Genomic DNA, 22899 nt, shown 5'->3' with positions numbered 1-22899 from the left:
TCGATGGCAGCGAAGAGGTTTACGTCCACGATGATCGGGCGCGGCTGGTGCGCCGGGTCACGCCAGATGGTGGCGAGCAGCTCAAGACCTACGACGACAGCGGACGGCTGATTGCCGAACAGGATCCGCTGGGGGCCGTCACCGAATACCGCTACGACGACGTCGGACGCTTGGTGGCGCTGATTCCACCGGCAGACGAACCAACGGCCTACGAATACCGCAACGGTTTCCTGCATGCGCGCTATCACGGGAAGGCGGTGTGGAAATACCAGCGCAATGCCCAGGGGGATGTCACCGAGGCCACCGATCCCCACGGCCACGTCACCCATTACCACTACGACGAACAAGGCCGCTTGCTGTCGATCCGCTACCCGGACACCAGTCGGCATCTGTTCGTCTGGAATGCCTTGGGGCAGTTGCTCGAAGAGACCTTGCCGGACGGTGGTCAGCGGCATTTTTCCTACGATGCGCTGGGGCGACAGACGACCCGCCAGGACGAACACGGTGCGATCACCCAGTACCAATGGGATGCCGTTGGTCGACTGATCCAGACCGCGCTGCCCACTGGGGCCGTGCGCGGGTTCAGCTACAACGCCTACGGCAAGCTCACCGCCGAGCGCGATGAACTGGGTCGCGTCACGCGCTACGAGTATGCCGACGATTTGCATTTGGTCAGTCGCCGGATCAATCCCGACGGCACGCAGTTGCGTTATCGCTACGACAACGCGCAATTGCTGCTCACGGAAATCGAAAACGAATCCGGCGAACACTATCGGCTGGACTACACGCCCAGCGGCCTGATCCGCCAGGAAACCGGCTTCGACGGCCGCCGCACCGCCTACGCCTACGACCTCAACGGCCACCTGCTGGAGAAAACCGAGTTCGGCGATGACGGCTCGCAGTTGGTGACGGCTTATGAGCGGGATGCCGCCGGACGCCTCTTGACCAAGACCCTGCCCGACGGAGTCCAGGTCGAATACCGCTACGACTCGCTGGGCCGACTGACCAGCGTCGACGACGGTCACGATCATCCGCTGGAATTCGAGTACGACCAGCAGGACCGCCTGATTACCGAACACCAGGGCTGGGGCACCTTGCGCTATGGCTACGACGCCTGCGGCCAGCTCAACCGCCTTCGGCTGCCGGACGGCAGCAAACTCGATTATCACCATGCCAAGGGTGGCGCGCTGACGGCCATCGACCTCAATGGCACGCGGTTGACGTCGCATACCTTCCTCGCCGGCCGCGAACAAAACCGCCAACAGGGTTTGCTGCTCAGCGAATATGCCTACGACGAACAGGGCCGCTTGAAGGCCCACGCTGTCGGCCAGCACCAACATCCTCTCTACCGTCGCGACTATGCCTACAGCCTCAATGGCAATCTCTACAGCATCGCCGACACCCGCCATGGTCAGCGCAGCTATCAGTACGACCCCCTCAATCGACTGATCCGCGTCCGCCACTCTCGCGACCAACAGCCGGAAAGCTACGCCCACGACCCGGCCGGCAACCTGCTGATGCAGGACCGGCCTGGCCCCGTCACCGTCAAAGGCAATCGCCTATTGATGCAGGGCGACCGCCATTACGACTACGACGCCTTCGGCAACCTGATCCGCGAACGCCGCGGTACCGGACAAAAACTCGTCACCGAGTACCGCTACGACTGCCAACACCGGCTGATCGGCGTCACCACCCCGGATGGCCGCTGCTCCAGCTACCGCTACGACGCCTTCGGTCGCCGCATCGCCAAAACCGTCGATGGCAAAACCACCGAGTTCTTCTGGCAGGGCGACCATCTTGTCGCCGAAAGCAGCCGCGAGCATTACCGCAGTTACGTTTATGAGCCGGGCAGCTTCCGCCCGCTGGCCATGCTCGACGGCAAAGGCCCGCGCCAGGCCTGCCCGTTCTACTATCAACTTGACCACCTCGGCACCCCGCAGGAACTCACCGACTACGGCGGCGACATCATCTGGGCTGCCCGATACACCGCCTATGGCCGCCTCACCCGCCTCAACCGCGACACCCACCAGGTCCTCGACCAGCCGCTGCGCTATCAAGGGCAGTATTTCGACGCCGAAACCGGCCTGCATTACAACCGGCATCGCTACTACAATCCGGATATCGGACGGTACTTGACCCCGGATCCGAGCAAGTTGGCGGGAGGGTTAAACGGGTATCAGTACACGCGTAATCCGGCGGGCTGGGTTGATCCGCTGGGGTTGAGTGATTGTCCTGGGGCGGATGGGTGCAGGAAGCCGTCGTTTGGGGATGAGGATCCGGCGGGTAAGGTGGGGTTGATGAGGGGGATGCTCAACTTCCCTCATATCCGGAAGAAAAGTATTTATACCGTGGAGATAGTCGCCATCCAGATGAAATTTTTTATCAGGGCTTTAAAACCAAGGGCGACAGCAATGATTTGCTGCTTCACTCACTTGACAGCAAAAATCCACCGAGCAATTTTGTTAGTACTTCTCCGAAAATAGAAGTTGGAATTGATTTCGCGACAAAGTTCAATATGAGAAGTGGTTTTTTGTACACCATGCGAATGATTCCAGGTAGAGATCTAGTAAAGGAACTTGGAAAAAAATACAAATTTAGTAATGAAAGGGAGATAGCAATTCAAGGTGGAATAAAAAGGGAAGATATTCTCGGTGTTACGCCTATTGGCGCTGATGGTCGCCCTACTAGTTACACCACCTTAAATCCGAACAGGAAATAGAAAGTGGATAGCGTAGAAATTGTGATAATCAAAAACGGCAGACGCCAAATCGCGAAACTTTTCTGCGATTCGGAAGCGCTGACTATTAATTTTGTGTTGGAGGATGGATATAGCAAAACTTATGCAGGGGGAGATTTTTACGAGTGCCTTGGCAATATCAGAAAAGAGCACTGCAATGTAGTTTTCCTGTGCAAAGGAGCAAAAATAAACGTACACCCTTCCAGCATGTCCTCACAGATGTCGCTCGGGGTAAAAGCATATGAACTCACACTAGGCAAGTATGCAACAAGGAATGATCTGGTAAATATTTTTGACTATGAAGAAAATAATCTTACGAACGATCCAGAGGTTCAGAGAGACTTCTTTATACGCTGGTTTGAATCAGATATTGCAGAGGAGTAGCGAGTCGAGAAAAGAGGTCAGGATATCTGGGACTGTGAAAAACACCGAAGCCCAGCTAGACGCTGGGCTCAGTTCTACGGTACAGAATCCGACTTAGCCGCCCGAACTACCGGCTTTACCTGTCCCCTCTCCACTCGCCCCAGAACCACCTGACTCTCCAGACCCACTTCCAGAACCACTCCCCATCGAACCTCCACCTTTCATCAACCCGCTTCCCTCCCCCGGGTTAGTGCTACTCCCATTAGCATCGCCACCATTCCCACCACCAATGGTGTCCGGTAGTGGTACTTTCCCATCCGAGGTACCCGCATTCATTTCCGAATAGGGCGGCATCCCGCCCTTGTCGACCGGCGCATCGCGGCCTGAAGATTGTGCAAACGCCGCCAACGAACTGATCGACAATAAGCCGACCACCGTCAGCGCCGTCAGTTTTGACCTGATCATGGTGCATCTCCTTTAAAGAGTGCTTCACCTGATCTGTGGCAGTGATCGCTTTCTAAAGGTGCCGCGCAATCGACAAGCGGCGATGCACCACCACGCAGGTTTCAGCTCGGTTCGCCCGAGGCATCATCACCGGTAATGTCCGGGTCTTCCGGGTCGGTTTCCACACTAGTGCGCTTCACTTTATCGGTGGGCACCTGCTCCACAGCAGTGTCGTCATCGTCGGGCGGGCGCTGGTCGCGACTTAGGGGGTTAGTCGGGGAAGGCAGCGGATATTCGGGGGTATCGTCGATATCGGAGTCTTTCGGGTCAGCGTTCATAACGCACCTCTCAATGGACCTGAAATGCAGATCCTTGACGTTCGAGGACAACACGATAGATGCGGATCGATCAAAAGGATCGAGGTCGGTCCTACCGCAAAATCACTCGTCGTCTTCCTCGTCATACTCATCATTCTCTAAGTTACCCACGTCGCCTGCATCATCGGCATCGTTGAGCGGCACCGTGGCGTCGTCCATCAGAGACCCCGGATCTTCGTTGCCGGGATCGTTGATCGGGCCTTCTTCGTCCTTGTCTTCGGTTTCCGGGGTCATGGCAAGCCTCGCAACGTTCGGGGTGTATATGCAATTCGAAACATCCTACCGCCAAACGTTCCAGAGTCCGATCGACAGAAACGAAAAACCCGGCACTCGACCGGGTTTTTACTGTCACTCGATATCGAGTTAGCGATGCTTGTACTTATTTTTATGCTTGTGTTTGTAGTAGCCGCCACCGGAATGCGAACTACCGCGGTCATCACCCAGGCTGCTGCCCACCGCGCCACCAGCTGCACCGCCCACGCCTGCGCCAATGGCCGAACCCGTGGCGCCGCCCAGGCTGTTGCCGATCACCGAACCGCTCGCCGCGCCGAGACCACCGCCAACGGCCGCTTCTGTACGACTGCCCTTGTGCGCACCGACCGCACTGCCTGCCGCACCGCCGACGCCAGCGCCCACCGCTGCTCCGGTGCTGCCGCCCAGTTGGCCGCCGACTACGTTGCCCAACACACCGCCAAGACCACCACCGACTGCAGCGTCGCCGTCCCCGGCCGCCATTGCACCCTGAGCGATCAAAAGTCCCAAAAACACCGTAGACAATGTCAAACGCATGATATGCACCTCTAATTTCCGCATTGGGGAGGAACGTGCCGCGGATAGGCCTCAGCCTGGCATTTGCGTCTGTTGAACAGCAAATCAAATACCGACTGTACGAGATTTGAGCCACATGCTGGAGAAACGTTCCAAAACGAAAAAGCCCGGCATCGAGCCGGGCTTTTTCAGCTGACCTTCAGGATCAGTGACCCTTTTTGGACAGATTGCTGCCCACGCCGCCGCCCAATGCACCGCCCAGGCCGGCGCCGATGGTGGAACCGGTCTTGCCGCCCAGGCTGTTGCCGATTATCGAACCGCCCGCCGCGCCAACACCGCCGCCGATGGCCGCTTTGGTGCGGCTGCCTTTGCGCGCTGCAACAGCGCTGCCGGCTGCGCCCGCTACGCCAGCACCGATCGCTGCACCGGTGCTGCCGCCCATTTTCTGGCCAACCACATTACCCAGCGCGCCACCCAGACCACCACCCAGCGCGGCCGTACCGTCACCGGCAGCCATCGCACCTTGAGCAACCAAAAGGCCCAGAACCAGAGCAGGCAGTGTTAAACGCATGACAAGAACCTCAAAAAAAGGGGAAACGGAAAGGCTGGAGATTGAATGCTTTAGAGGAGGCAAAGTCCAGACACAAAACCGGAACAACCTCACCATTGGCGACGGTTGGACAGCGTTTATGCAAAAGGTTTTATGACAGGCAAAAAAAAGCCCGCTGGGGAGACGGGCCAGGGTACTGCTTTCTAACGGATGAGTTGAGCCTACGCAGGCAGGTGTGAAAAGTTTGTGAAAATAGTCACCAATGCTCGCAAAGTTGTAGGACATTTCTCAGCTCGGCCACCGAGCCACGCTTTCCACCCTTCAAAAACAAGAAACCCCGCTCAATGGCGGGGTTCGTGCTGTTCACTGTTACTTCCTGGAGGGCGCCCCCAGCTTGGGCATGAATTTCGATTTCGGCCCTCGGGTTCGAGGCACTGCAGATTTGATTTTGTTGATTTGGATACGGTCTTCACCGAAGCTCGGCACATAGTCCGTCTGACCACACTGTACGCAATTATTGATCGGAAACTCTGCCCCGTCGTCTTCGATATACGGCTCAGCCATATCTTCGCTCCTCTCAAAACGGGTCGATACCGGCAAGCCCTTTTTGCCTGAAAAATATCGACCACCCTGGTTTTTGAGACTAGCCGGTCATTCCCGGACTTGTGATTCAGATCGTTACATGCCCGACGAATGGCCAGCACCGCGCCCCAGGATCGGCTTACAGCGACCTACCTCAGCTTGACCGCCGTCCCGGTCACAAACACCACCACCATGCCACCCTTGCCGGCCGGCATGCTGATCTCATAATCGAGCCCCACCACCGCATCCGCCTGAAGCGCCCGCGCTCGCTCCTTGATCTCATCGGTCGCCTGAATCCGCGCATCCTTCAATGCCCGCTCCAACGTCTGAGAACGCCCACCGAAAAAGTCCCGCATTCCGGCGAACAAATCGCGGATCACATTAACGCCCTGCACCGATTCGGCGCTGACGATGTCCAGGTAGGCGGTGATTTGCCGGCCTTCGATGGTGTGAGTAGTGGTGGTGATCATGAGATGTCCTTGTTTAGAACTGCATCGATTGGCTGAAACAACGGGAAGCTTTGAACTCAAGGATATCGAGAAGGCTCTGACTGGACCACGCTGGCTCTTAGCGCTTTGGCTACCTGGGTTTGAATCTGGTAAGCAGGCGCCTCGACGGCTGTGTAATCACGGGTATAGCGAGTAGAGAACTCCCCAACACCCCATTGCAGGTACTGCTGCACGTGCTTCAATTCATGCGCCCACAGCGCGACATTGTTAAGTGCATCATCGGGATTGCGAAAGACGATGATGTCGATCAGGGTGACTGCAGTGACATCGGGATTCTGCAGCATGGTGTTTGCGGCGTTGAGCTCCACATCATCACCTACCTTGTAGCGAGCCGAATCAAGCACTTGAATGTCATAGTAGGGTTCGAGCTGGGCTCGGATATTCAGCGGGATCGTCCGAATATCACCAGTTGCCGCGGCGTTGCGCGATTGCACAATCCAATTCTGTAATCCAGTGGAAGCCATTTGGTTCATGCTTTCAAAGATCGCCCCGTTTTCCTCTTTGGAGCCTGGAGCACAAAAACAAGCGACCACGCAGACTTCGTACTGCCCTTTTGGGCAGGCGTAGATAGAAGACGAAGTGCCAACGGAAAAGAGCAATGCTGCTAACCGGAAAACTTGACGCGTAAAGACAGCTGACAATTGGTTCTCCCAGAGGTAATGGCAGTCGGCAGGTGATGCTTTTGGCTTCTCGCACCCGGTGTCCAACCACGCGTATGACCGTAGCGGCCACCGTTTGTTGCCTTCAGAGCCCACAGCTTTTTCAGGCCATTTCCCACATTACCTGAAAGGCCGTGCTTGGCCGTTTCTACCCGTCGCGTTCACAGCCGCGCGACCGACGAGCAGCCGGTCGCGCGCTGTCGATCAATGGCTCATGATGGGTGCCAGTGCGGCCTGAATCCTGGACATCTGTGCTGGCGTTGTCATGCCAGTAAGCAGCCGGCCAAAGTGAGGATGCTGCACACCCGAGATAATGTATTGCCAACGGTAGGCGCTCAGCACGCAGGCATTGATTTGCGCTGTCTCATCGACACTGAACGGTCGTGAGACATTTCGAATAAAGTAGCCGGCATCGGCTGCCGATTGTGCCTGCAGGATTGCGTCGACGGCCGCCACCAGCGCAATCAGATCACTCACTGCCTGGTCGCACTCGGCTGGCGAGAGTTTCGCGTGCTCAGCCATCCACTCCAGTTCATCGAGTACGACGTGCCGGCTTTCATCCTTCCAGTGAAATTTGAAGACATCCTTGAACAGGGGGCACAACTCCTCGCGCGGCGCGATGCTCTGTACGTAGTGCGCCTGAACAAACAGCTCGATATGACAGGTCAGCGCCAGCACCGACCAAGTGCTGGCCGCAAGTACCGCACGCGCCACATCGTTTGGATCGGCAACTTGACGATATCCCGCCGGCAATTGCGAACCCATCATCGTCTCCATGCGCCGGAACAACTCCTGGTGCTTGATCTCGTCGTTGGAAAAGCGCACCAGCGCTTCGAGTGCGAGCTGATTGTCAAATACATGGGCCCGACCTTGATCGAGCATTTTGGCACTGATGAAACGCTCGACCAGGCCAAAGATATACGCATAGGTTCGGCCCTGAATCTGACTGAGCAGGCGTGCCTCGGCCTCGGCGAGAAAGGTCAGGCGGTCGATCTGCGAGAGCCCATCGGGCAAGAATTTGCGCGAGAAGTCGAAACCCCGGTCCTGCAGCAAATCGCGATCGATCTGCCATTCGGTTTTTTTCGATGATCTGACCATTTGAGCATATCGGGCGGCGTTGCCCGACTCTGGGCCGGGTATGGTAACGACGGTGTTCATATAGATCTCCTGCTGCCCTGGTTGAGTTGGAATGGGGCAATTACGGTTGACGTCGGAGCCAATGACCATGGGGGAAGGCTCTGGGGACAGCCTCGATCTCTGAGTCCGCGTTGGTGCTAATCTAGGGCTCGCAGTTCAGGCGGTGAATGACTGGTGCGCCTGAATACCTGCTCCGGAGTCCGGAAAAGAGGACGGGCCAGTGTTGGATGCGCTTTCTGATGTCTTGCGTGTGATTCGGCTGTCTGGAGGGGTCTTCCTCGAGGCGGAACTCACTGCGCCCTGGTGCATCAACGGCAGAATCTCGGCGGATGATTGCAAACCGTTCCTGGCGGCACCCCGACATATCATTGCGTCGCATTTTGTCGCCGCGGGGCACATGCAAATACGAATAGACGGTGGTGCCACCCTCGACGTGGGGGCAGGCGAACTCGTTCTGCTTCCTTGCAATGACGCTCATTCGTTTGGCAGTGACCTGAGCATTGCGCCCATGCCGGCGAGGGAAGTCATCCAGCCGCCAGACGTCGGCGGCATTTCACGAATCAAGTACGGTGGGGGCGGCGAGACCACGCAGTTATTGTGCGGATTCCTCGGCTCCGAAACGCCCTTCAGTCCGTTGCTTTCGTCGCTGCCACCCTTATTGAAACTGGACCTGCGCGCGACGGCTTCGGGCACCTGGATCGAAAGCTCATTCCGCTTCGCTGTCAGTGAAATCGCGGCGGGACGCGTCGGCTCGGCAACGGTCATCGCCAAGCTGTCCGAATTGCTATTCGTCGAAGCCGTCAGCCAGTATGTCGCCAGCCTCCCCGCTGAGCGACGCGGATGGCTGGCGGGTTTGCGAGATCCGCATATCGGGCGCGCACTGGCGCTGCTCCATGCTCGTCCAACCGAGGGCTGGACAGCAGAAGCCCTGGCGGTTGAAGTGGGCATGTCACGCTCGGTATTCGCGGAGCGATTCACCGCATTGGTCGGACAGCCACCGATGCAATACCTGACGCTCTGGCGCATGCACGTGGCGGCTCAACACCTGCGCGAAGGTCGCGGCAATGTGGCGCAAATTGGCTTTGCAGTTGGCTACGAGTCCGAAGCCGCATTCAGTCGCGCATTCAAACGCCAGTTCGGCACATCACCCGGCACCTGGCGCAGACAATCAGCCTGAGAAGTTGCGGTGTCGATGGATTCCCAGCGTGGTCCCCTATCGCCCTTTTTCAGACGCCAGAAACCACAAAACCCCTGACTTCTCTCGAAATCAGGGGTTTTGTGTACATCGAATGTGGCGGTGAAGGAGAGATTCGAACTCTCGATACAGTTTCCTGTATACACACTTTCCAGGCGTGCTCCTTAAGCCACTCGGACACTTCACCGTATCTCGTCAAACGCATTCAGTCTGTCGAGGCGCGCTAATGTAGTCGAAAGCTTTTCCGATGGCAAAGGTTTTTTTCAGAATTTTCATGCGGTTAACGCAATTAACGCTTTCTTGGCGCTGAAGGGCATGGCAAACCCGCCAATCTCCGGCTTCGCATCCTCTTCTATATAGAGGCCAATGCGCGGCGGACATGGCGGGCGACGCCTGGTGGGTGGGGAAAGGGTGACTGGCGGGTCAGTCACGGCGCTTTACCTGGCCTACAGCGGTGGGTAACGTCTGCCCTACTTTATTAGAAGGATTGGCGTCATGAGTGAGTTGATTTCCTACCATCTCGAAGACGGTATCGCGACCCTGACCTTGAGCAATGGCAAGGTCAATGCCATCTCTCCGGACGTGATTGTTGCGTTTAACGCGGCGCTGGATCGGGCGGTGGCGGATCGGGCGGTGGTGATCATTACCGGTCAGCCGGGGATTTTGTCGGGTGGTTATGACCTGAAGGTGATGACGGCCGGCCCTAACGAAGCCATGGCGCTGGTGGCCGCCGGTTCGACCCTGGCTCGTCGTCTGCTGTCGCACCCGTTCCCGGTGGTCGTGGCCTGCCCTGGGCACGCAGTGGCCAAGGGTGCGTTCATTCTGTTGTCGGCTGACTACCGCATTGGTGTCGACGGCCCGTTCAGCATTGGGCTGAACGAAGTGCAGATCGGCATGACCATGCACCACGCCGGTATCGAGCTGGCCCGTGATCGTCTGCGCAAGTCGGCGTTCCATCGCGCGGTGATCAATGCCGAGATGTTCAATCCGCCGAGTGCCGTGGATGCCGGTTTCCTTGATGTGGTGGTGTCGGCCGAAGAGCTGCAAGGCGCGGCGCTGGCGGCGGCTCGTCAGTTGAAGAAGCTCAACATGATCGCCCACAAGAACACCAAGCTCAAAGTGCGCAAGGCGCTGCTGGAGACGCTGGACAACGCGATCATCCTGGATCAGGAGCATATGGGTTAAGCCCTCGTGCGTTGTACCGAAAAGCCCGACCGTCGTGTCGGGCTTTTTCTTGCGTGTCGGGTTTAAAACCTTACAACCGCTCTAGGCCGCATCTGACCAATAAGTCGAAATATGCGCGCAAACATCGGCCATCCCCCTCTTCTATAGCGGTAATTGCCGAAAACAGTGCACATCCGTACACTGCGCCACCTTTTGTCCTGGTGGGCCTTTAAATGCTGTTTGTGTTTCGTATGTTGTTGATGGGCCTGCACTTTATTCTGGCCGGTGTGCTCGGAGTGATTCTCGGGCTGTGCCGCCCGTTCAATCCGGACAACAGTCGTTTATGTGCGCGTCTGTATGCATGGCCGGCGATGTGTATTTTGCGTTTGCGGGTGAAGGCCGATGTCGGACCGTTGATGGATAAACCCGACAGCTGCGTGATCGTCGCCAACCACCAGTCCAACTACGATCTGTTTGTGTTCGGCAACGTGGTGCCCCGCCGCACCGTGTGCATTGGCAAGAAGAGCTTGAAGTGGGTGCCGCTGTTCGGGCAGTTGTTCTGGCTGGCGGGCAATGTGCTGATCGACCGCGGCAATGCGCACAAGGCACGTCAGTCGATGCTGGCCACCACTCACACCTTGCAGAATGAAGACACTTCGATCTGGGTCTTCCCCGAGGGCACGCGCAACCTGGGTGAAGAGCTGTTGCCGTTCAAGAAAGGCGCCTTCCAGATGGCGATTGCCGCCGGCGTGCCAATCGTGCCGGTGTGTGTCAGCAGTTACGTCAAACACATGCGATTGAACCGCTGGCGCAGTGGGAAGATTCTGATCCGTTCGCTGCCGGCGATTCCTACGGCTGGATTGAGCCTGGATGACATGCCGATGCTGATCGCCCAGTGCCGTGAGCAGATGCGTGAGTGCATCGACTCGATGGATCGGCAACTGCAAGCCGCCTGAAAGAAACCCGCCCTGCGCGGGTTTTCTTTTGCCTGCGAACTCTGCAGATTTAGCTGACTCTCAAACAGTAGACAAGGTTAAGCTCAATCCTGCCTGGCATCGCCAGTCGTTACCAATAGAAAACGGCCAATAAGAAGTGAATCACCATCATGGGTAGAGTCGTTGCTGCTGCGGTTTACAGCGCCGGTAAGAAAGTCACCAATATCACCCTCGACGAAGGCGCTGCCTGGGCTGCCAAACCCGGTCACTTTGTGTGGATTGGTCTGGAAGAGCCGAACGCCGAGGAGCTGTTCAATTTGCAACGCCAGTTCAACCTGCACGAACTGGCCATCGAAGACGCGTTGGAAAAACACAGTCGGCCGAAGCTGGAAACGTTTGGCGACGCGCTGTTTATCGTCACGTATTCGCCGATCCGCAATGAAGGCAAACTGCAGTTCATCGAGACTCATATCTTCGCCGGCAAGGGCTACATCATTACCGCACGTAACGGTCATTCGGCGTCCTACGCCCATGTCCGACAGCGTTGTGAGGCGCGGCCGCTATTGCTGGAGCATGGGGAAGATTTCGTACTCTATGCCATCCTCGATTTCGTGATTGAAAACTACCAGCCGATGGGCGAAGCAATTCATGCCGAGATCGATGAGCTGGAGACCAATGTCCTCTGCGGTTCCCTGAACGAACGCGATATCCAGAAACTCCACGGCCTGCGTCGCGATGTATTGCGCTTGCGCCGGTTTGCGGCGCCGATGGTGGAGATCGGTGAGGAACTGCAAAATCTGAGCTTTCCGTTCATCGACAAGAACATGAAACCGTACTTCCGCGATGTGCAGATTCATGTCACGCGGCAGATGGAAGATCTCACGACCCTGGCGGACATTGCCAGTCAGACTATCGAGGTCGGGGTGTTGCTGGAGGCGTCGCGCCAGAGCGTGGTGCAACGCAAGTTTGCGGCGTGGGCGGCGATTCTGGCGTTTCCGACGGCGGTGGCCGGGATCTACGGGATGAACTTCGAGGACATGCCGGAGTTGACTTGGCATTACGGGTATTTTGCGGTGCTGGGTTTTATCACCGTTGGGTGCGTCGGTTTGTGGGCGAGTTTCAAGCGGTCGGGGTGGTTGTGAGTATGGTGTGACGCAGAGCGTCACGGGATGCATTCCTTTGCTGCGCGTGGGAACGATCAACAAGGACCGAGGCGTCTGCGAAATTCGCGGGCAAGCCTCGCTCCTACGGCTTATGCGCCACAAACCGCATCATCCATTCCGCAACGGTCGTGCCATGGTGTGGATGCTCCAGGCTCTCCACGCCCTTCTGATAAACCTGCTCGCCCAAATGCTCCTGACGGATATCCAGCAGCGCCTTAGAGTAATCGTGAATGAACTCCGGATGCCCCTGGAAGCACAGCACCTGATCGTTGATGTGATACGCGGCGAACGGGCAGAAATCGCTCGAGGCAATCACCGTAGCGTTTTCCGGCAGCGCGGTGACCTGATCCTGATGGCTGATCAGCAGCGTCAGTTCTTCCCTCACCGGGCTCATCCACGGCGCCTTGGCCGCGAGTTTGTATTTGTGGGTGCCGACGCCCCAGCCCTGGGTCGCCCGTTCGCTCTTGCCGCCCAACAACAGTGCCAGCAGTTGATGGCCGAAGCACACGCCCAGCAGCTTGTCACCGCGCTCGTAGCGTTTCAGCAGGTACGTCTTGAGGGTTTGAATCCACGGGTCGGTGCCGAAGGAATCGGCCTTGCTGCCGGTAACCAGATACGCATCGAAGATCTCATCATCACTGGGATAATCGCCCTGCATCACGTTGTACACGGTGAATTCGGCCGCGATGGGTTGCTGCGAAAACAGACGCTGGAACATCTGCCCGTAACCCTGATATTGATCGACCAGTTCCGGACGCAGGATGTCGGTTTCCAGAATGCAGATGCGTAACGACATAAAAAATACCTGACACGTGATGGGGATAATGCACACCCCAGAGCCTGCCTTGAAACACGGTAGCAAGGCAAGCCCTGGGATGTGTCATCGGTCCCTTAGAACGTCCCCTTAGAACAGCGCGTCCTTGGCGGCTTTCTCCAGCAACAGCGCAGGCGGTGTGAAGCGCTCGCCATACTGTTCGGCCAGGTACTGGGCGCGGGCGACGAAGTCTTTCACGCCGTACTGGTTGATGAATTGCAGCGCACCGCCGGTCCAGGCCGCGAAGCCGATGCCGAAGATCGAGCCGACGTTGGCATCCGCCGTTGAGGTCAGCACGCCCTCCTCCACACAGCGCACGGTTTCGATGGCTTGGATGAACAGCAGTCGATCGCGCACGTCCTTCGGTGAAATCTGCCCATCGGTTTTCTCGAAGCGGGTTTTCAGCTCCGGCCACAAATGCTTCTGACCTGCGGTCGGGTAATCGTAGAACCCCCCTCCAGCGGCCTTGCCCGGACGCTTGAATTCCTTGAGCAGCAAGTCAATCACGGCGAACGCCGGGTGCTCAATCAGCGTTTTCCCTTCCGCTTGCAAGTCTTTGGCGGTTTGCTGGCGGATATGGCTCATGAGGCTGAGGGAAACTTCGTCGGAGATCGCCAGAGGCCCGACGGGCATGCCGGCCTTGCGCGCCTCGGTCTCGATCATCGGCGCGCTCACGCCTTCGCCAAGCATGGCGATGCCTTCGTTGGTGAAGGTGCCGAACACCCGCGAGGTAAAGAAGCCGCGACTGTCGTTGACCACAATCGGGGTTTTCTTGATTTGCAAAACGAAATCGAAACCGCGAGCCAGGGTTTCGTTGCTGGTACGGGCACCTTTGATGATTTCCACCAACGGCATTTTCTCCACGGGGCTGAAGAAATGCAGGCCGATGAATTTGCTCTGGTCCGGCACGGCGGTGGCCAGGCCGCTGATCGGCAAGGTCGAGGTGTTGGAAGCGATGACCGCATCCGGGCCGACGACGGTTTGTGCCGCCGATGAGACCCTGGCTTTCAGTTCGCGATCTTCAAACACCGCTTCGATGATCAAATCGCAACCGGCCAGGTCCGCATCGTTTTCGGTGGTCTGGATTCGCGTCAGAATCGCCTCGCGTTGCTCCCGACTCAGTTGACCGCGCGCAACCTTCTTGTCGAGCAACGCCGCCGAGTGGGCCTTGCCCTTCTCTGCCGCGGCGAGGTTGATGTCTTTGAGCACCACGTCGATGCCGGCCGAGGCGCTGACAAACGCGATGCCCGCGCCCATCATCCCGGCGCCAAGCACGCCGACTTTCTTCGTCACATAAGGTGCGATGCCCTGAGGCCGCGAACCGCCGGCATTGATCTCATTGAGCTGGAACCAGAACGTGCCGATGAGGTTTTTCGACACCTGGCCGGTGGTCAGTTCGGTGAAGTAGCGGGTTTCGATCAGATGCGCCGTGTCGAAATCCACCTGGGCGCCCTCCACCGCGGCGCAGAGGATTTTCTCCGGCGCGGGCAGACAGCCCTGGGTTTTGCTGCGCAGGATCGACGGTGTGATGGCCAGCATCTGCATGACTTTGGGATCCGACGGCGTGCCACCGGGGATCTGATAACCCTTCACGTCCCAGCGCTGTATCGCAGTCGGGTGCGCGACAATCCACGCCCGAGCCTTGGCCATTAGCTCATCGTGATCGGCTGCCAACTCGTCGATCAATCGTGCCTGCAACGCCTGTTGCGGCCGGATTTTTTTGCCTTCAAGCAGATAGGGCAGGGCTTTTTCAATGCCCAGCATGCGCACCATGCGCACCACTCCACCGCCGCCTGGCAACAGGCCGAGGGTGACTTCCGGCAGGCCGAGCAACACTGACGGATTGTCCAGCGCCACACGATGATGGCACGCCAGGCAGATTTCCCAGCCGCCGCCGAGCGCCGCGCCGTTAATGGCGGCGACCACCGGTTTGCCGAGGGTTTCCAGGGTGCGCAACTGGCCCTTGAGGGTCAGCACCATGTCGTAAAAGGCTTTGGCTTCGGGCTTGCTGACCTTGATCAGTTCGTTGAGGTCGCCGCCGGCGAAGAAGGTTTTCTTGGCCGAGGTGATGATCACGCCGGCAATCGCATCCTTGTCGGCGACGAGGCGCTCGACGCAGGCGGCCATGGCCTCACGGTAGACCGCGTTCATGGTGTTGGCGCTCTGGCCCGGCATGTCGATGGTCAGAACGACGATCCGGTCCTGGCCCTTTTCGTAACGAATGGCTTGGGTCATGGCAATTTTCCTTGAGTCGGATTTTCTTAAAGGCAGGCTCAGAGGCGTTCGATGATGGTGGCAATGCCCATGCCGCCGCCGACACACAATGTCGCCAGGCCATAGCGCAGGCGCCGGGTTTCCAGTTCATCGAGCAGCGTGCCGAGAATCGCGCAGCCGGTGGCGCCGAGCGGGTGGCCCATGGCAATGGAACCGCCGTTGACGTTGACCTTGTCCGGATCGATGGCCATGTCTTTGATGAACTTGAGCACCACCGAGGCGAACGCTTCGTTGACTTCGAACAGGTCGATGTCTTCGACCCGCAGCCCGGCCTTGGCCAGCGCCTTGCGGGTGGCCGGCGCGGGGCCGGTGAGCATGATGGTCGGGTCGGTGCTGGTGACCGCCGTGGCAACGATCCGCGCTCGCGGATGCAAACCCAGCGCCCGGCCGCGGGCCTCGGAGCCGATCAGCATCAGCGCCGCGCCATCGACGATCCCGGAGCTGTTACCCGGCGTATGAACGTGGTTGATCCGCTCCACCTGGCTGTACACCCGCAGTGCCGTGGCGTCGAAGCCCATTTGCCCGATCATTTCGAAGCTCGGCTTGAGCGTGCCCAGACCTTCCATCGTCGATTCGGCGCGAATGAACTCATCGTGATCGAGCAGGATGATGCCGTTCTGGTCCTGCACCGGCACCAGCGACTTGTTGAACGAACCGTTCGCCCGCGCCCGTGCAGCCTTCTGCTGGGAGTGCAAGGCGAAGGCATCGACGTCCTGGCGGCTGAAGCCTTCGATGGTGGCAATCAGGTCGGCGCCCACGCCCTGGGGCGTGAAATGGTTGTGCAAGTTGGTTTCCGGGTCCAGCGCCCAGGCCCCGCCGTCGCTGCCCATGGGCACGCGGGACATCGACTCGACGCCACCGACCACCACCAGATCTTCGAAACCGGAACGCACTTTCATCGCGCCCAGGTTCACCGCTTCCAGGCCCGAGGCGCAGAAGCGGTTGAGCTGCATGCCGGCCACGCTGACATCCCAATCAGCCACCTGAGTGGCGGTCTTGGCGATGTCGGCGCCCTGATCGCCAATGGGTGTGACGCAGCCGAGCACCACGTCATCGACTTGACTGGTGTCCAGGGACGTGCGCCGCTGCAGCGCCGTCAACAACCCGGCCACCAGGTGAACGGGCTTGACGCTGTGCAACGCGCCATTGGCCTTGCCTTTGCCACGGGGCGTGCGTAACGCGTCGAATATCAAAGCTTGGGTCATGACGGCCTCGAACCTGATGGTGATCTTTATGCCCTCACCTTATGCCGAGCAGCCGGGGATACAATGACCACAGTGCTCATTGGCGTTGACGCTCACGCTCAGACGAACGGTAGTCAGCTATCGGATAAATCGATTCATGTCACCAAGCTGTCTAGCAAACGGGCGCCCAACAAGCTGGCCATAGGCCTCATGCCTTTTTAACAGCGATAAGTACTTAGACCATACGAAATGGATCTAAGACAAGGGTGACGCTGGCCCTAATGTAAAGCTGTACGAAGTTGTCGTCGGGTTTTGCCGAGGCACTCGTTCTACAAGGAAGTGCAGTGCGCTGCCGTCATGGAGATAGGCAGGCAGGCATCAGGAAATAACAAAAAGGCGGTCAAGCCATGTTCAAGCAATCGAAAGTACGTCAAGCCGGTCTCATTCTATTTGCCACTACGCTGTTGTTGATTTTGCCGAACCTGACCAAGGTGCTTGGCTGATCGAACATCGGGTGTTCATTTCGTCAGATTAAAAAAGTGATTGGCTCGCTATCCGAGCCAGCATGGCTGTGCCAATCTTTGTGGCACTTGCACGACATGGACGACGATCACTTGAAAGCGCTCACTCTGTTTGGGGCCTTGCTGTTCAGCATGCCTCTGTCTGCCGCGCAGCTGAATCTTGAGCTGGGCGCGAGCCCTCGCACCTGGCAGACCGAGCAATTGCTCAAGCATCCTCAGGTTCAGACCATCACGATCACTAACGACGTTTCCTACAAACGGGACATGAGCTATCGCGCCGTGCCGTTGGCGGCGTTGTTGACGGGCATCAAGCCTGACGATCACCTGCAAGCCATTGCCCTGGACGGTTTTGCCGCCGAACTGGCCGCCGCACCGTTGCTCAATACCCAGGGCGCTCGGGCGTGGCTGGCGATTGAAGACCCGGCCAAGCCGTGGCCGCCGCTGTCCGAGGGCAAGCACAGTGCAGGGCCGTTCTATCTGGTCTGGACCGATCCACAGGCGGGCAATATCAGCCCCGAGCAATGGCCATTCGAAGTGGCGAGTATCAAGCGCATGGCTCCGGTGGCCGAGCGTTTCCCTGCCCTGTTGCCCGATCCTGCGCTGAAGGCGGACCATCCGGTGAACAAGGGTTTTGCGCTGTTTCAGAAGAACTGCCTGGCCTGTCATCGACTCAATGGCGCGGGGGATGCGCAGTTCGGACCGGACCTGAATATTCCGTTCAACCCGACCGAGTATTTCGGCGCGGATTTCCTCAAGCGTTACATCCGTGATCCACAGAGTTTGCGCCAGTGGCCGCAGGCGAAGATGCCGGCGTTCTCGACGACGGTGTTGCCGGAGGGGGATCTGGAGATGTTGGTGGGGTATTTGAAGCACATGGCGGGGCGTAAGGTGTCTTCGGCCAAGTAAACACCCACCTGATGATCGTTCCCACGCTCTGCGTGGGAATGCAGCCCGTGACGCTCCGCGTCACACATCCAAAGCCGAACGCGGAGCGTCCGTGGAGGCATTCCCACGCGGAGCGTGGGAACGATCAGGTGAGGGGTTACTGCTGCTGCACCGAGATCACCGGCGCAGGCGTCGGCGAAACCAACACCTTGGCATGCATCTGCTCGCCCCCACCGCCACGGCGCATGCCGCGCACCGGGCAGGCGTCGAGATAGTCCAGGCCCACGGCCAGTTTCAGGTGACGCTCAGGACGGGCCAGCTCATTGGTTACGTCGAAGCTGTACCAGGCGTCATCCAGCCAGGCTTCAGCCCAGGCGTGACTGGCCAGGTGTTCGCTGTTCTCGCTGTACAAATACCCCGATACATAACGCGAAGGAATGCCCAGGCTGCGGGCGCAGGCGAGAAACGCATGGGTGTGATCCTGGCAGACCCCGGAACGCCCGGCGAAGGCCTGAGCGGCGCTGGTGTCCACTTCGGTGGAACCCGGCGTGTAGGTCATGTGCTGGTTCAGGCCATGCATCAAATCGATCAGCGCCGTGCGATCCCGGCGTTGTCTGCACGCCTTCGCAGCAAACGCACGCAGGGCCTCGTCGGCTTCGGTCAGGCGCGTGAAGCGCAGGAACGGCAGCGCCGACTGGCTTTCATGCTCGGCTTCGCGCAATTCATCAATGTCCACCTGGCCACGGGCGCCGATGATGATCGCCTCGTGAGGTTCGTCCAGGGTCAGCACATGCAGTATGTTGCCGAACGGATCGAGTTGCGCGCGCACCGGGCGCGGCAGGTCGAGCTGCCAACTGAGCACGTGCTGGCGCTCGCTGTCGTGGGGGGTCAGTCGCAAGTACTGGATGCTCGCCCGCACCTGATCTTCGTAGTGATAGGTGGTTTCGTGGCTAATGGAAAGTCTCATGCAGCCTCCAGATAGGAACTGTGTATGGCGTTGCCCAACTGGCGCACCAGCGGGATGAACTCGGTCAGCCAGGCGTGCAGGCCTTCGTCGAGGATTTCGTTGATGCCGGTGTAGCGCAGGCGTGCGTCCATCTCTGCCGCCAAACGCTGGGCAGGACGACCGTTGGTCCCCGATAGTTGCGCGAGGATCTGATCGATTTCTTCGGTGCAGGCGCGCAGGGATCGCGGCACGTCGGCGCGCAACAGCAACAGCTCGGCCACATGCCGGGCGCCGGGGGCGTCGCGATAGATCTCGGTATAGGCCTCGAACGAGGACAAGGCCCGCAACAAGGCGCTCCACTGGTAATACGCGTGAGCCGTGCCATCGCTGACCGCTTCGGCTTGATCGCCGGCCATTTCATAACGGGCATCGAGCAGGCGCAGCGTGTTGTCCGCCCTTTCGATAAAGGTGCCCAGACGAATGAACCGAAACGCGTCGTTACGCATGATCGTGCCGTAGGATGCGCCACGGAACAGGTGGGAACGTTCCTTGATCCACTCACAGAAACGGCTCATCCCGTAGCGGCTCAAGCCCTGCTCGGCGATTCCGCGAATTTCCAGCCAGGTGGCGTTGATGTTTTCCCACATGTCGGCGGTGATTCGCCCACGCACCGCATGGGCGCTGACCCGCGCAGCGCCGAGGCAACTGTAGATGCTCGCCGGGTTGGCCGCATCCAGGGCGAAGAAATGCAGCAGCCGTTCGGCGTGCAGCTCACCGTGGCGCTCCAGGTAATCGTCCAGGGTGCCGGTGATCAGCAACGGCATGGCGAGTTCGTGCAAGCCGTCGCCACGACCGTCCTGGGGCATCAGTGACAGCGAATAACTGATGTCGAGCATCCGGGCGAGGTTTTCCGCGCGCTCCAGGTAACGCGACATCCAATACAGATCCGAGGCAGTTCTACTTAACATGGCAGGCTTCCTTCAATCCTCGACCACCCAGGTGTCCTTGGTTCCGCCGCCCTGGGAGGAGTTCACCACCAGGGAGCCTTCGCGCAAGGCGACACGGGTCAAACCGCCGGGCACCACCCGGGTTTCGCGGCCGGACAATACAAACGGACGCAGGTCGATGTGGCGTGGAGCGATGCCGTTTTCGACAAAGGTCGGACAGGTCGACAGCGATAACGTCGGTTGGGCGATGTACGCATGGGGCTTGGCTTTGATCCGCTCGCGGAAAGATTCGATTTGCGCCGCCGTCGCCGCCGGCCCCACCAGCATTCCGTAACCGCCGGAGCCTTGGGTTTCCTTGACCACCAGCTCCGGAAGGTTGGCCAGCACGTGGGACAGTTCAGAGGGATTACGACACTGCCACGTCGGCACGTTCTTCAGGATCGGCTCTTCATCCAGGTAGAACCGGATCATGTCCGTGACGAAGGGATACACCGACTTGTCGTCCGCGACCCCGGTGCCGATGGCATTCGCCAGCACCACATTGCCGGAGCGGTAGGACGACAGCAGCCCTGGAACGCCGAGCATCGAGTCCGGGTTGAACGCCAGCGGATCGAGGAAGGCATCGTCGAGGCGACGGTAGATCACGTCGACGGCTTTCGGCCCGTCCGTGGTGCGCATGAACACCTTGTCGTCGCGCACGAACAGGTCAGCGCCCTCCACCAGTTCAACGCCCATTTCCCGGGCCAGAAACGCATGCTCGAAAAACGCACTGTTGAAACGCCCCGGCGTCAGCACCACCACGCTCGGATTGTCGATGGGGCTTGAGCTTTTCAGGGTGTCGAGCAACAGGTTCGGGTAGTGGTCGATCGGGGCGATGCGCTGGGCCGAGAACAACTCCGGGAACAGGCGCATCATCATCTTGCGGTCTTCGAGCATGTAGCTCACGCCGCTGGGTGTACGAAGATTGTCTTCGAGCACGTAGTACGTGCCGTCGCCATCGCGCACCAGGTCGACGCCAGAAATGTGCGAATAGATATCGCGGTGCAGATCCAGCCCTTGCATCGCCAACTGGTATTGCTCGTTGGCCAGCACTTGTTCGGCCGGGATGATGCCGGCCTTGATGATGCGCTGCTCGTGATAGAGGTCGGCCAGGAACATGTTCAATGCCTTGACCCGCTGAATGCAGCCGCGCTCGACGACCCGCCATTCGCTGGCGGGGATGCTGCGGGGAATGGTGTCGAAGGGAATCAGGCGCTCTGTCCCCTGCTCATCACCATAGAGCGTGAAGGTAATCCCGGCGCGATGAAATAACAGATCGGCCTCGCGTCGCCGTTGTGCCAAAAGTTCGTCAGGCGTTTCGGCCAGCCAACGGGCAAACTCCCGATAATGCGGTCGGACCTGGCCGCCGGCATCGTACATCTCATCAAAATAGGTGCGGATCATGCCGTACTCCTTGTCACCCGGACACCCAGGCCTTCGCAAGGCCCGTGCCATCGGCAGAAACGCTTTGATATCAACTAGTTGGATAATGTCGCTGCACGCACCGCACCAATCCTGTGCGGTAAATGCCCTACCCTGATGGCCCCCCGCTTCATGGCGAAGCAATGCTGTCGCCTATCAGCAGCATAGTCAGAGTTGATTTCACTGCTCGGGGGGACGATGCGGATAATCCACGCATTCGTTGCAAAACTTATCGTTCTTCCCTTTTGGCCGCCTGTTCAGGTGGCTTTTTTTTGCTTGCCTGAAATGTTGTGAAATAAAAACAAGATCAAAAGATCTTTTTCCAAACCCACAAACAAAAACGGCCAACCCGAAGGTCAGCCGTTGCTGAGTGTTGTCACTGTTCATAAGCTTATGCGAGTAGCCCTCGTACCTCCTGCTTGACGCCCCATCCTTCGATGATGCCGCCCAAAGGCTCGACCACCGCCTCGAAGTCCTGCTCAAAGTCGCCAATCCCGTCGTAGGTGGCATACATCACTTTGCTCAGTTCCAGGGACCATGCGCCGTCGTCGCGCACGCTGATCTGGGCATTCAACGATTCACCACAAAAATGACCTGCCGCCCTGCGTGCCCGCTCCTCGTCCGGGAAAATGGCGTAGAACTCGATGGGATGGAATCGTGAAAAGTCGAAACCGCCTTCTTTCATGCGGCGCAGCACGCTGCTGCTGATGTCTTCTTGATAGGCTGTGCTCATGAAACGTCCCCCTCAGACTGATGGATAGACTTTCCGTTTTCCCTGCACTTTCAACCGATTGATGAAAACGATACGGCAACAACGGTTGCCGCCGGGAAACAAGCATGTAGCTGACAAGACCAGACCTTAGCGAGTCATTCGCTGATCTCGGTTGCAGAGTAGCCCCAAGACAGAGCCGCTGCCAAGGCCCGGTCGAGAATGTGACAAAAGGTGTATCAGATCGGGGTAATGCTGAGGATTTCAATGCTGTTCTGGGATTTCAGACTTTTGAGGGTCGGATCATTGGTACGCCCCTCCAGATCATTGAGGTCAAGTTGCGCAGCCACCGGCAGACGTCGGTCGAGAATGAGTTGGGCGGCTTGTTCGTTGCTCGGGCACTCCTCGCACTCGAAGAGTTCGTCGACTGATTCACCGTGTTCATCCACGAAAGTGATTTTCCACTTTTGCATCGGTGCCTCCTCGATTAAACCCATGGATGGGCTTACATCTATCTCGACTCGTGCATTGGCCGATCGTTCCAAGGGATCCTAAAAGCGCGACATGAAAAAAGG

Annotated in this window: 23 protein-coding genes, 1 tRNA gene and 1 pseudogene; 7 read left to right on the top strand and 18 right to left on the bottom strand. The window is 58.4% G+C overall.

Annotated elements, in window-relative coordinates:
* Window positions 1–2719 (top strand): annotated as a pseudogene (locus tag HCU66_RS27385) (RHS repeat-associated core domain-containing protein); the annotation flags it as partial.
* A 3-nt stretch (window positions 2720–2722) separates the two neighbouring features.
* Window positions 2723–3121 (top strand): hypothetical protein, encoded by a 399-nt coding sequence (locus tag HCU66_RS17405; protein WP_205889640.1) that lies wholly within the window; start codon window positions 2723–2725, stop codon window positions 3119–3121.
* Between the two features lie 93 nt (window positions 3122–3214).
* Here the strand turns inward: HCU66_RS17405 and HCU66_RS17400 are convergent, their stop codons facing one another.
* The 9 genes from HCU66_RS17400 to HCU66_RS17365 form a co-directional block, all read right to left on the bottom strand.
* The gene (locus HCU66_RS17400) at window positions 3215–3565 is read right to left on the bottom strand and encodes a hypothetical protein (protein ID WP_205889639.1); all 351 of its coding nucleotides are present in this window, start codon (window positions 3563–3565) and stop codon (window positions 3215–3217) included.
* Window positions 3566–3666: 101 nt separating this feature from the next.
* Entirely contained in the window at window positions 3667–3882 is a 216-nt protein-coding gene (locus tag HCU66_RS17395) for a hypothetical protein (RefSeq protein ID WP_205889638.1), read from the bottom strand.
* Between the two features lie 102 nt (window positions 3883–3984).
* On the bottom strand, window positions 3985–4155 hold the full coding sequence (locus HCU66_RS17390; RefSeq protein ID WP_205889637.1) for a hypothetical protein: 171 nt from the start codon (window positions 4153–4155) through the stop codon (window positions 3985–3987).
* 129 nt (window positions 4156–4284) lie between these two features.
* A complete protein-coding gene (locus tag HCU66_RS17385; protein ID WP_205889636.1) occupies window positions 4285–4710 on the bottom strand; it encodes a glycine zipper domain-containing protein in 426 nt (141 codons plus the stop codon).
* A gap of 184 nt (window positions 4711–4894) precedes the next feature.
* Window positions 4895–5260, bottom strand: coding sequence for a glycine zipper domain-containing protein (locus HCU66_RS17380; RefSeq protein WP_007940778.1), 366 nt, complete (start codon window positions 5258–5260; stop codon window positions 4895–4897).
* A 348-nt stretch (window positions 5261–5608) separates the two neighbouring features.
* Window positions 5609–5803: a hypothetical protein gene (locus HCU66_RS27105; protein WP_241015540.1), complete on the bottom strand. Its 195-nt coding sequence runs from the start codon at window positions 5801–5803 to the stop codon at window positions 5609–5611.
* Between the two features lie 167 nt (window positions 5804–5970).
* Window positions 5971–6291 carry a YbjQ family protein gene (locus HCU66_RS17375; RefSeq protein ID WP_007902143.1) on the bottom strand — a complete coding sequence of 107 codons (321 nt, stop codon included), beginning with the start codon at window positions 6289–6291 and terminating at the stop codon, window positions 5971–5973.
* 56 nt (window positions 6292–6347) lie between these two features.
* Window positions 6348–6971 (bottom strand): eCIS core domain-containing protein, encoded by a 624-nt coding sequence (locus HCU66_RS17370; protein WP_241015539.1) that lies wholly within the window; start codon window positions 6969–6971, stop codon window positions 6348–6350.
* A gap of 222 nt (window positions 6972–7193) precedes the next feature.
* On the bottom strand, window positions 7194–8147 hold the full coding sequence (locus HCU66_RS17365) for a diiron oxygenase (protein ID WP_205889635.1): 954 nt from the start codon (window positions 8145–8147) through the stop codon (window positions 7194–7196).
* Window positions 8148–8346: 199 nt separating this feature from the next.
* Here HCU66_RS17365 and HCU66_RS17360 point away from each other — a divergent pair, with 199 nt between their 5' ends.
* A complete protein-coding gene (locus HCU66_RS17360) occupies window positions 8347–9303 on the top strand; it encodes a cupin domain-containing protein (protein ID WP_205889634.1) in 957 nt (318 codons plus the stop codon).
* A gap of 115 nt (window positions 9304–9418) precedes the next feature.
* On the opposite strand, the gene HCU66_RS17355 is transcribed toward HCU66_RS17360, so the two are convergent.
* A tRNA-Ser gene (locus HCU66_RS17355) sits at window positions 9419–9508 on the bottom strand.
* 308 nt (window positions 9509–9816) lie between these two features.
* Here HCU66_RS17355 and HCU66_RS17350 point away from each other — a divergent pair.
* From HCU66_RS17350 to HCU66_RS17340, 3 genes are all read left to right on the top strand, one after another.
* Window positions 9817–10506: a crotonase/enoyl-CoA hydratase family protein gene (locus HCU66_RS17350; RefSeq protein WP_205889633.1), complete on the top strand. Its 690-nt coding sequence runs from the start codon at window positions 9817–9819 to the stop codon at window positions 10504–10506.
* A gap of 212 nt (window positions 10507–10718) precedes the next feature.
* On the top strand, window positions 10719–11441 hold the full coding sequence (locus tag HCU66_RS17345; RefSeq protein ID WP_205889632.1) for a lysophospholipid acyltransferase family protein: 723 nt from the start codon (window positions 10719–10721) through the stop codon (window positions 11439–11441).
* 149 nt (window positions 11442–11590) lie between these two features.
* The gene (locus HCU66_RS17340) at window positions 11591–12562 is read left to right on the top strand and encodes a magnesium and cobalt transport protein CorA (protein ID WP_205889631.1); all 972 of its coding nucleotides are present in this window, start codon (window positions 11591–11593) and stop codon (window positions 12560–12562) included.
* Window positions 12563–12665: 103 nt separating this feature from the next.
* Here HCU66_RS17340 and HCU66_RS17335 read toward each other — a convergent pair whose 3' ends face one another.
* From HCU66_RS17335 to HCU66_RS17325, 3 genes are all read right to left on the bottom strand, one after another.
* Window positions 12666–13379, bottom strand: a complete 714-nt coding sequence (locus tag HCU66_RS17335; protein WP_205889630.1) for an amidotransferase — start codon at window positions 13377–13379, stop codon at window positions 12666–12668.
* A gap of 108 nt (window positions 13380–13487) precedes the next feature.
* On the bottom strand, window positions 13488–15632 hold the full coding sequence (locus HCU66_RS17330) for a 3-hydroxyacyl-CoA dehydrogenase NAD-binding domain-containing protein (RefSeq protein WP_205889629.1): 2145 nt from the start codon (window positions 15630–15632) through the stop codon (window positions 13488–13490).
* A gap of 38 nt (window positions 15633–15670) precedes the next feature.
* On the bottom strand, window positions 15671–16876 hold the full coding sequence (locus HCU66_RS17325) for an acetyl-CoA C-acetyltransferase (RefSeq protein ID WP_205889628.1): 1206 nt from the start codon (window positions 16874–16876) through the stop codon (window positions 15671–15673).
* A gap of 578 nt (window positions 16877–17454) precedes the next feature.
* On the opposite strand from HCU66_RS17325, the gene HCU66_RS17320 reads away from it, so the two are divergent.
* The gene (locus tag HCU66_RS17320; protein WP_205889627.1) at window positions 17455–18282 is read left to right on the top strand and encodes a c-type cytochrome; all 828 of its coding nucleotides are present in this window, start codon (window positions 17455–17457) and stop codon (window positions 18280–18282) included.
* Between the two features lie 136 nt (window positions 18283–18418).
* Here the strand turns inward: HCU66_RS17320 and HCU66_RS17315 are convergent, their stop codons facing one another.
* The 5 genes from HCU66_RS17315 to HCU66_RS17295 all read right to left on the bottom strand — a co-directional run bounded on the left by HCU66_RS17315 (window position 18419) and on the right by HCU66_RS17295 (window position 22797).
* Window positions 18419–19228 carry a transglutaminase family protein gene (locus HCU66_RS17315; protein WP_205889626.1) on the bottom strand — a complete coding sequence of 270 codons (810 nt, stop codon included), beginning with the start codon at window positions 19226–19228 and terminating at the stop codon, window positions 18419–18421.
* Window positions 19225–20175, bottom strand: coding sequence for an alpha-E domain-containing protein (locus HCU66_RS17310; protein ID WP_205889625.1), 951 nt, complete (start codon window positions 20173–20175; stop codon window positions 19225–19227). Before HCU66_RS17310 ends, HCU66_RS17315 begins: the two co-directional genes overlap by 4 nt.
* A gap of 12 nt (window positions 20176–20187) precedes the next feature.
* Entirely contained in the window at window positions 20188–21597 is a 1410-nt protein-coding gene (locus HCU66_RS17305) for a circularly permuted type 2 ATP-grasp protein (protein ID WP_205889624.1), read from the bottom strand.
* Between the two features lie 409 nt (window positions 21598–22006).
* Entirely contained in the window at window positions 22007–22348 is a 342-nt protein-coding gene (locus HCU66_RS17300; RefSeq protein WP_105339691.1) for a ribonuclease E inhibitor RraB, read from the bottom strand.
* 215 nt (window positions 22349–22563) lie between these two features.
* Window positions 22564–22797, bottom strand: coding sequence for a hypothetical protein (locus tag HCU66_RS17295; protein ID WP_205889623.1), 234 nt, complete (start codon window positions 22795–22797; stop codon window positions 22564–22566).
* Window positions 22798–22899: the final 102 nt, after the last annotated feature.

Origin of the sequence: Pseudomonas frederiksbergensis (genome assembly GCF_017114915.1) — a bacterium.
GTDB lineage: Bacteria > Pseudomonadota > Gammaproteobacteria > Pseudomonadales > Pseudomonadaceae > Aquipseudomonas > Aquipseudomonas frederiksbergensis_I.
Note: the sequence above shows the minus strand (reverse complement) of the source record. Positions and strands in the feature narration are given on the sequence as shown.

Bases quoted from the DNA above. Each gene is read 5' to 3' on its own strand.
- HCU66_RS17400 (WP_205889639.1), bottom strand. From the start codon at position 3,565: ATGATCAGGTCAAAACTGACGGCGCTGACGGTGGTCGGCTTATTGTCG.
- HCU66_RS27105 (WP_241015540.1), bottom strand. From the start codon at position 5,803: ATGGCTGAGCCGTATATCGAAGACGACGGGGCAGAGTTTCCGATCAAT.
- HCU66_RS17350 (WP_205889633.1), top strand. From the start codon at position 9,817: ATGAGTGAGTTGATTTCCTACCATCTCGAAGACGGTATCGCGACCCTG.
- HCU66_RS17385 (WP_205889636.1), bottom strand. From the start codon at position 4,710: ATGCGTTTGACATTGTCTACGGTGTTTTTGGGACTTTTGATCGCTCAG.
- HCU66_RS17310 (WP_205889625.1), bottom strand. From the start codon at position 20,175: ATGTTAAGTAGAACTGCCTCGGATCTGTATTGGATGTCGCGTTACCTG.
- HCU66_RS17315 (WP_205889626.1), bottom strand. From the start codon at position 19,228: ATGAGACTTTCCATTAGCCACGAAACCACCTATCACTACGAAGATCAG.
- HCU66_RS17345 (WP_205889632.1), top strand. From the start codon at position 10,719: ATGCTGTTTGTGTTTCGTATGTTGTTGATGGGCCTGCACTTTATTCTG.
- HCU66_RS17295 (WP_205889623.1), bottom strand. From the start codon at position 22,797: ATGCAAAAGTGGAAAATCACTTTCGTGGATGAACACGGTGAATCAGTC.
- HCU66_RS17305 (WP_205889624.1), bottom strand. From the start codon at position 21,597: ATGATCCGCACCTATTTTGATGAGATGTACGATGCCGGCGGCCAGGTC.
- HCU66_RS17375 (WP_007902143.1), bottom strand. From the start codon at position 6,291: ATGATCACCACCACTACTCACACCATCGAAGGCCGGCAAATCACCGCC.
- HCU66_RS17320 (WP_205889627.1), top strand. From the start codon at position 17,455: ATGGACGACGATCACTTGAAAGCGCTCACTCTGTTTGGGGCCTTGCTG.
- HCU66_RS17325 (WP_205889628.1), bottom strand. From the start codon at position 16,876: ATGACCCAAGCTTTGATATTCGACGCGTTACGCACGCCCCGTGGCAAA.
- HCU66_RS17300 (WP_105339691.1), bottom strand. From the start codon at position 22,348: ATGAGCACAGCCTATCAAGAAGACATCAGCAGCAGCGTGCTGCGCCGC.
- HCU66_RS17365 (WP_205889635.1), bottom strand. From the start codon at position 8,147: ATGAACACCGTCGTTACCATACCCGGCCCAGAGTCGGGCAACGCCGCC.
- HCU66_RS17340 (WP_205889631.1), top strand. From the start codon at position 11,591: ATGGGTAGAGTCGTTGCTGCTGCGGTTTACAGCGCCGGTAAGAAAGTC.
- HCU66_RS17390 (WP_205889637.1), bottom strand. From the start codon at position 4,155: ATGACCCCGGAAACCGAAGACAAGGACGAAGAAGGCCCGATCAACGAT.
- HCU66_RS17380 (WP_007940778.1), bottom strand. From the start codon at position 5,260: ATGCGTTTAACACTGCCTGCTCTGGTTCTGGGCCTTTTGGTTGCTCAA.
- HCU66_RS17395 (WP_205889638.1), bottom strand. From the start codon at position 3,882: ATGAACGCTGACCCGAAAGACTCCGATATCGACGATACCCCCGAATAT.
- HCU66_RS17330 (WP_205889629.1), bottom strand. From the start codon at position 15,632: ATGACCCAAGCCATTCGTTACGAAAAGGGCCAGGACCGGATCGTCGTT.
- HCU66_RS17335 (WP_205889630.1), bottom strand. From the start codon at position 13,379: ATGTCGTTACGCATCTGCATTCTGGAAACCGACATCCTGCGTCCGGAA.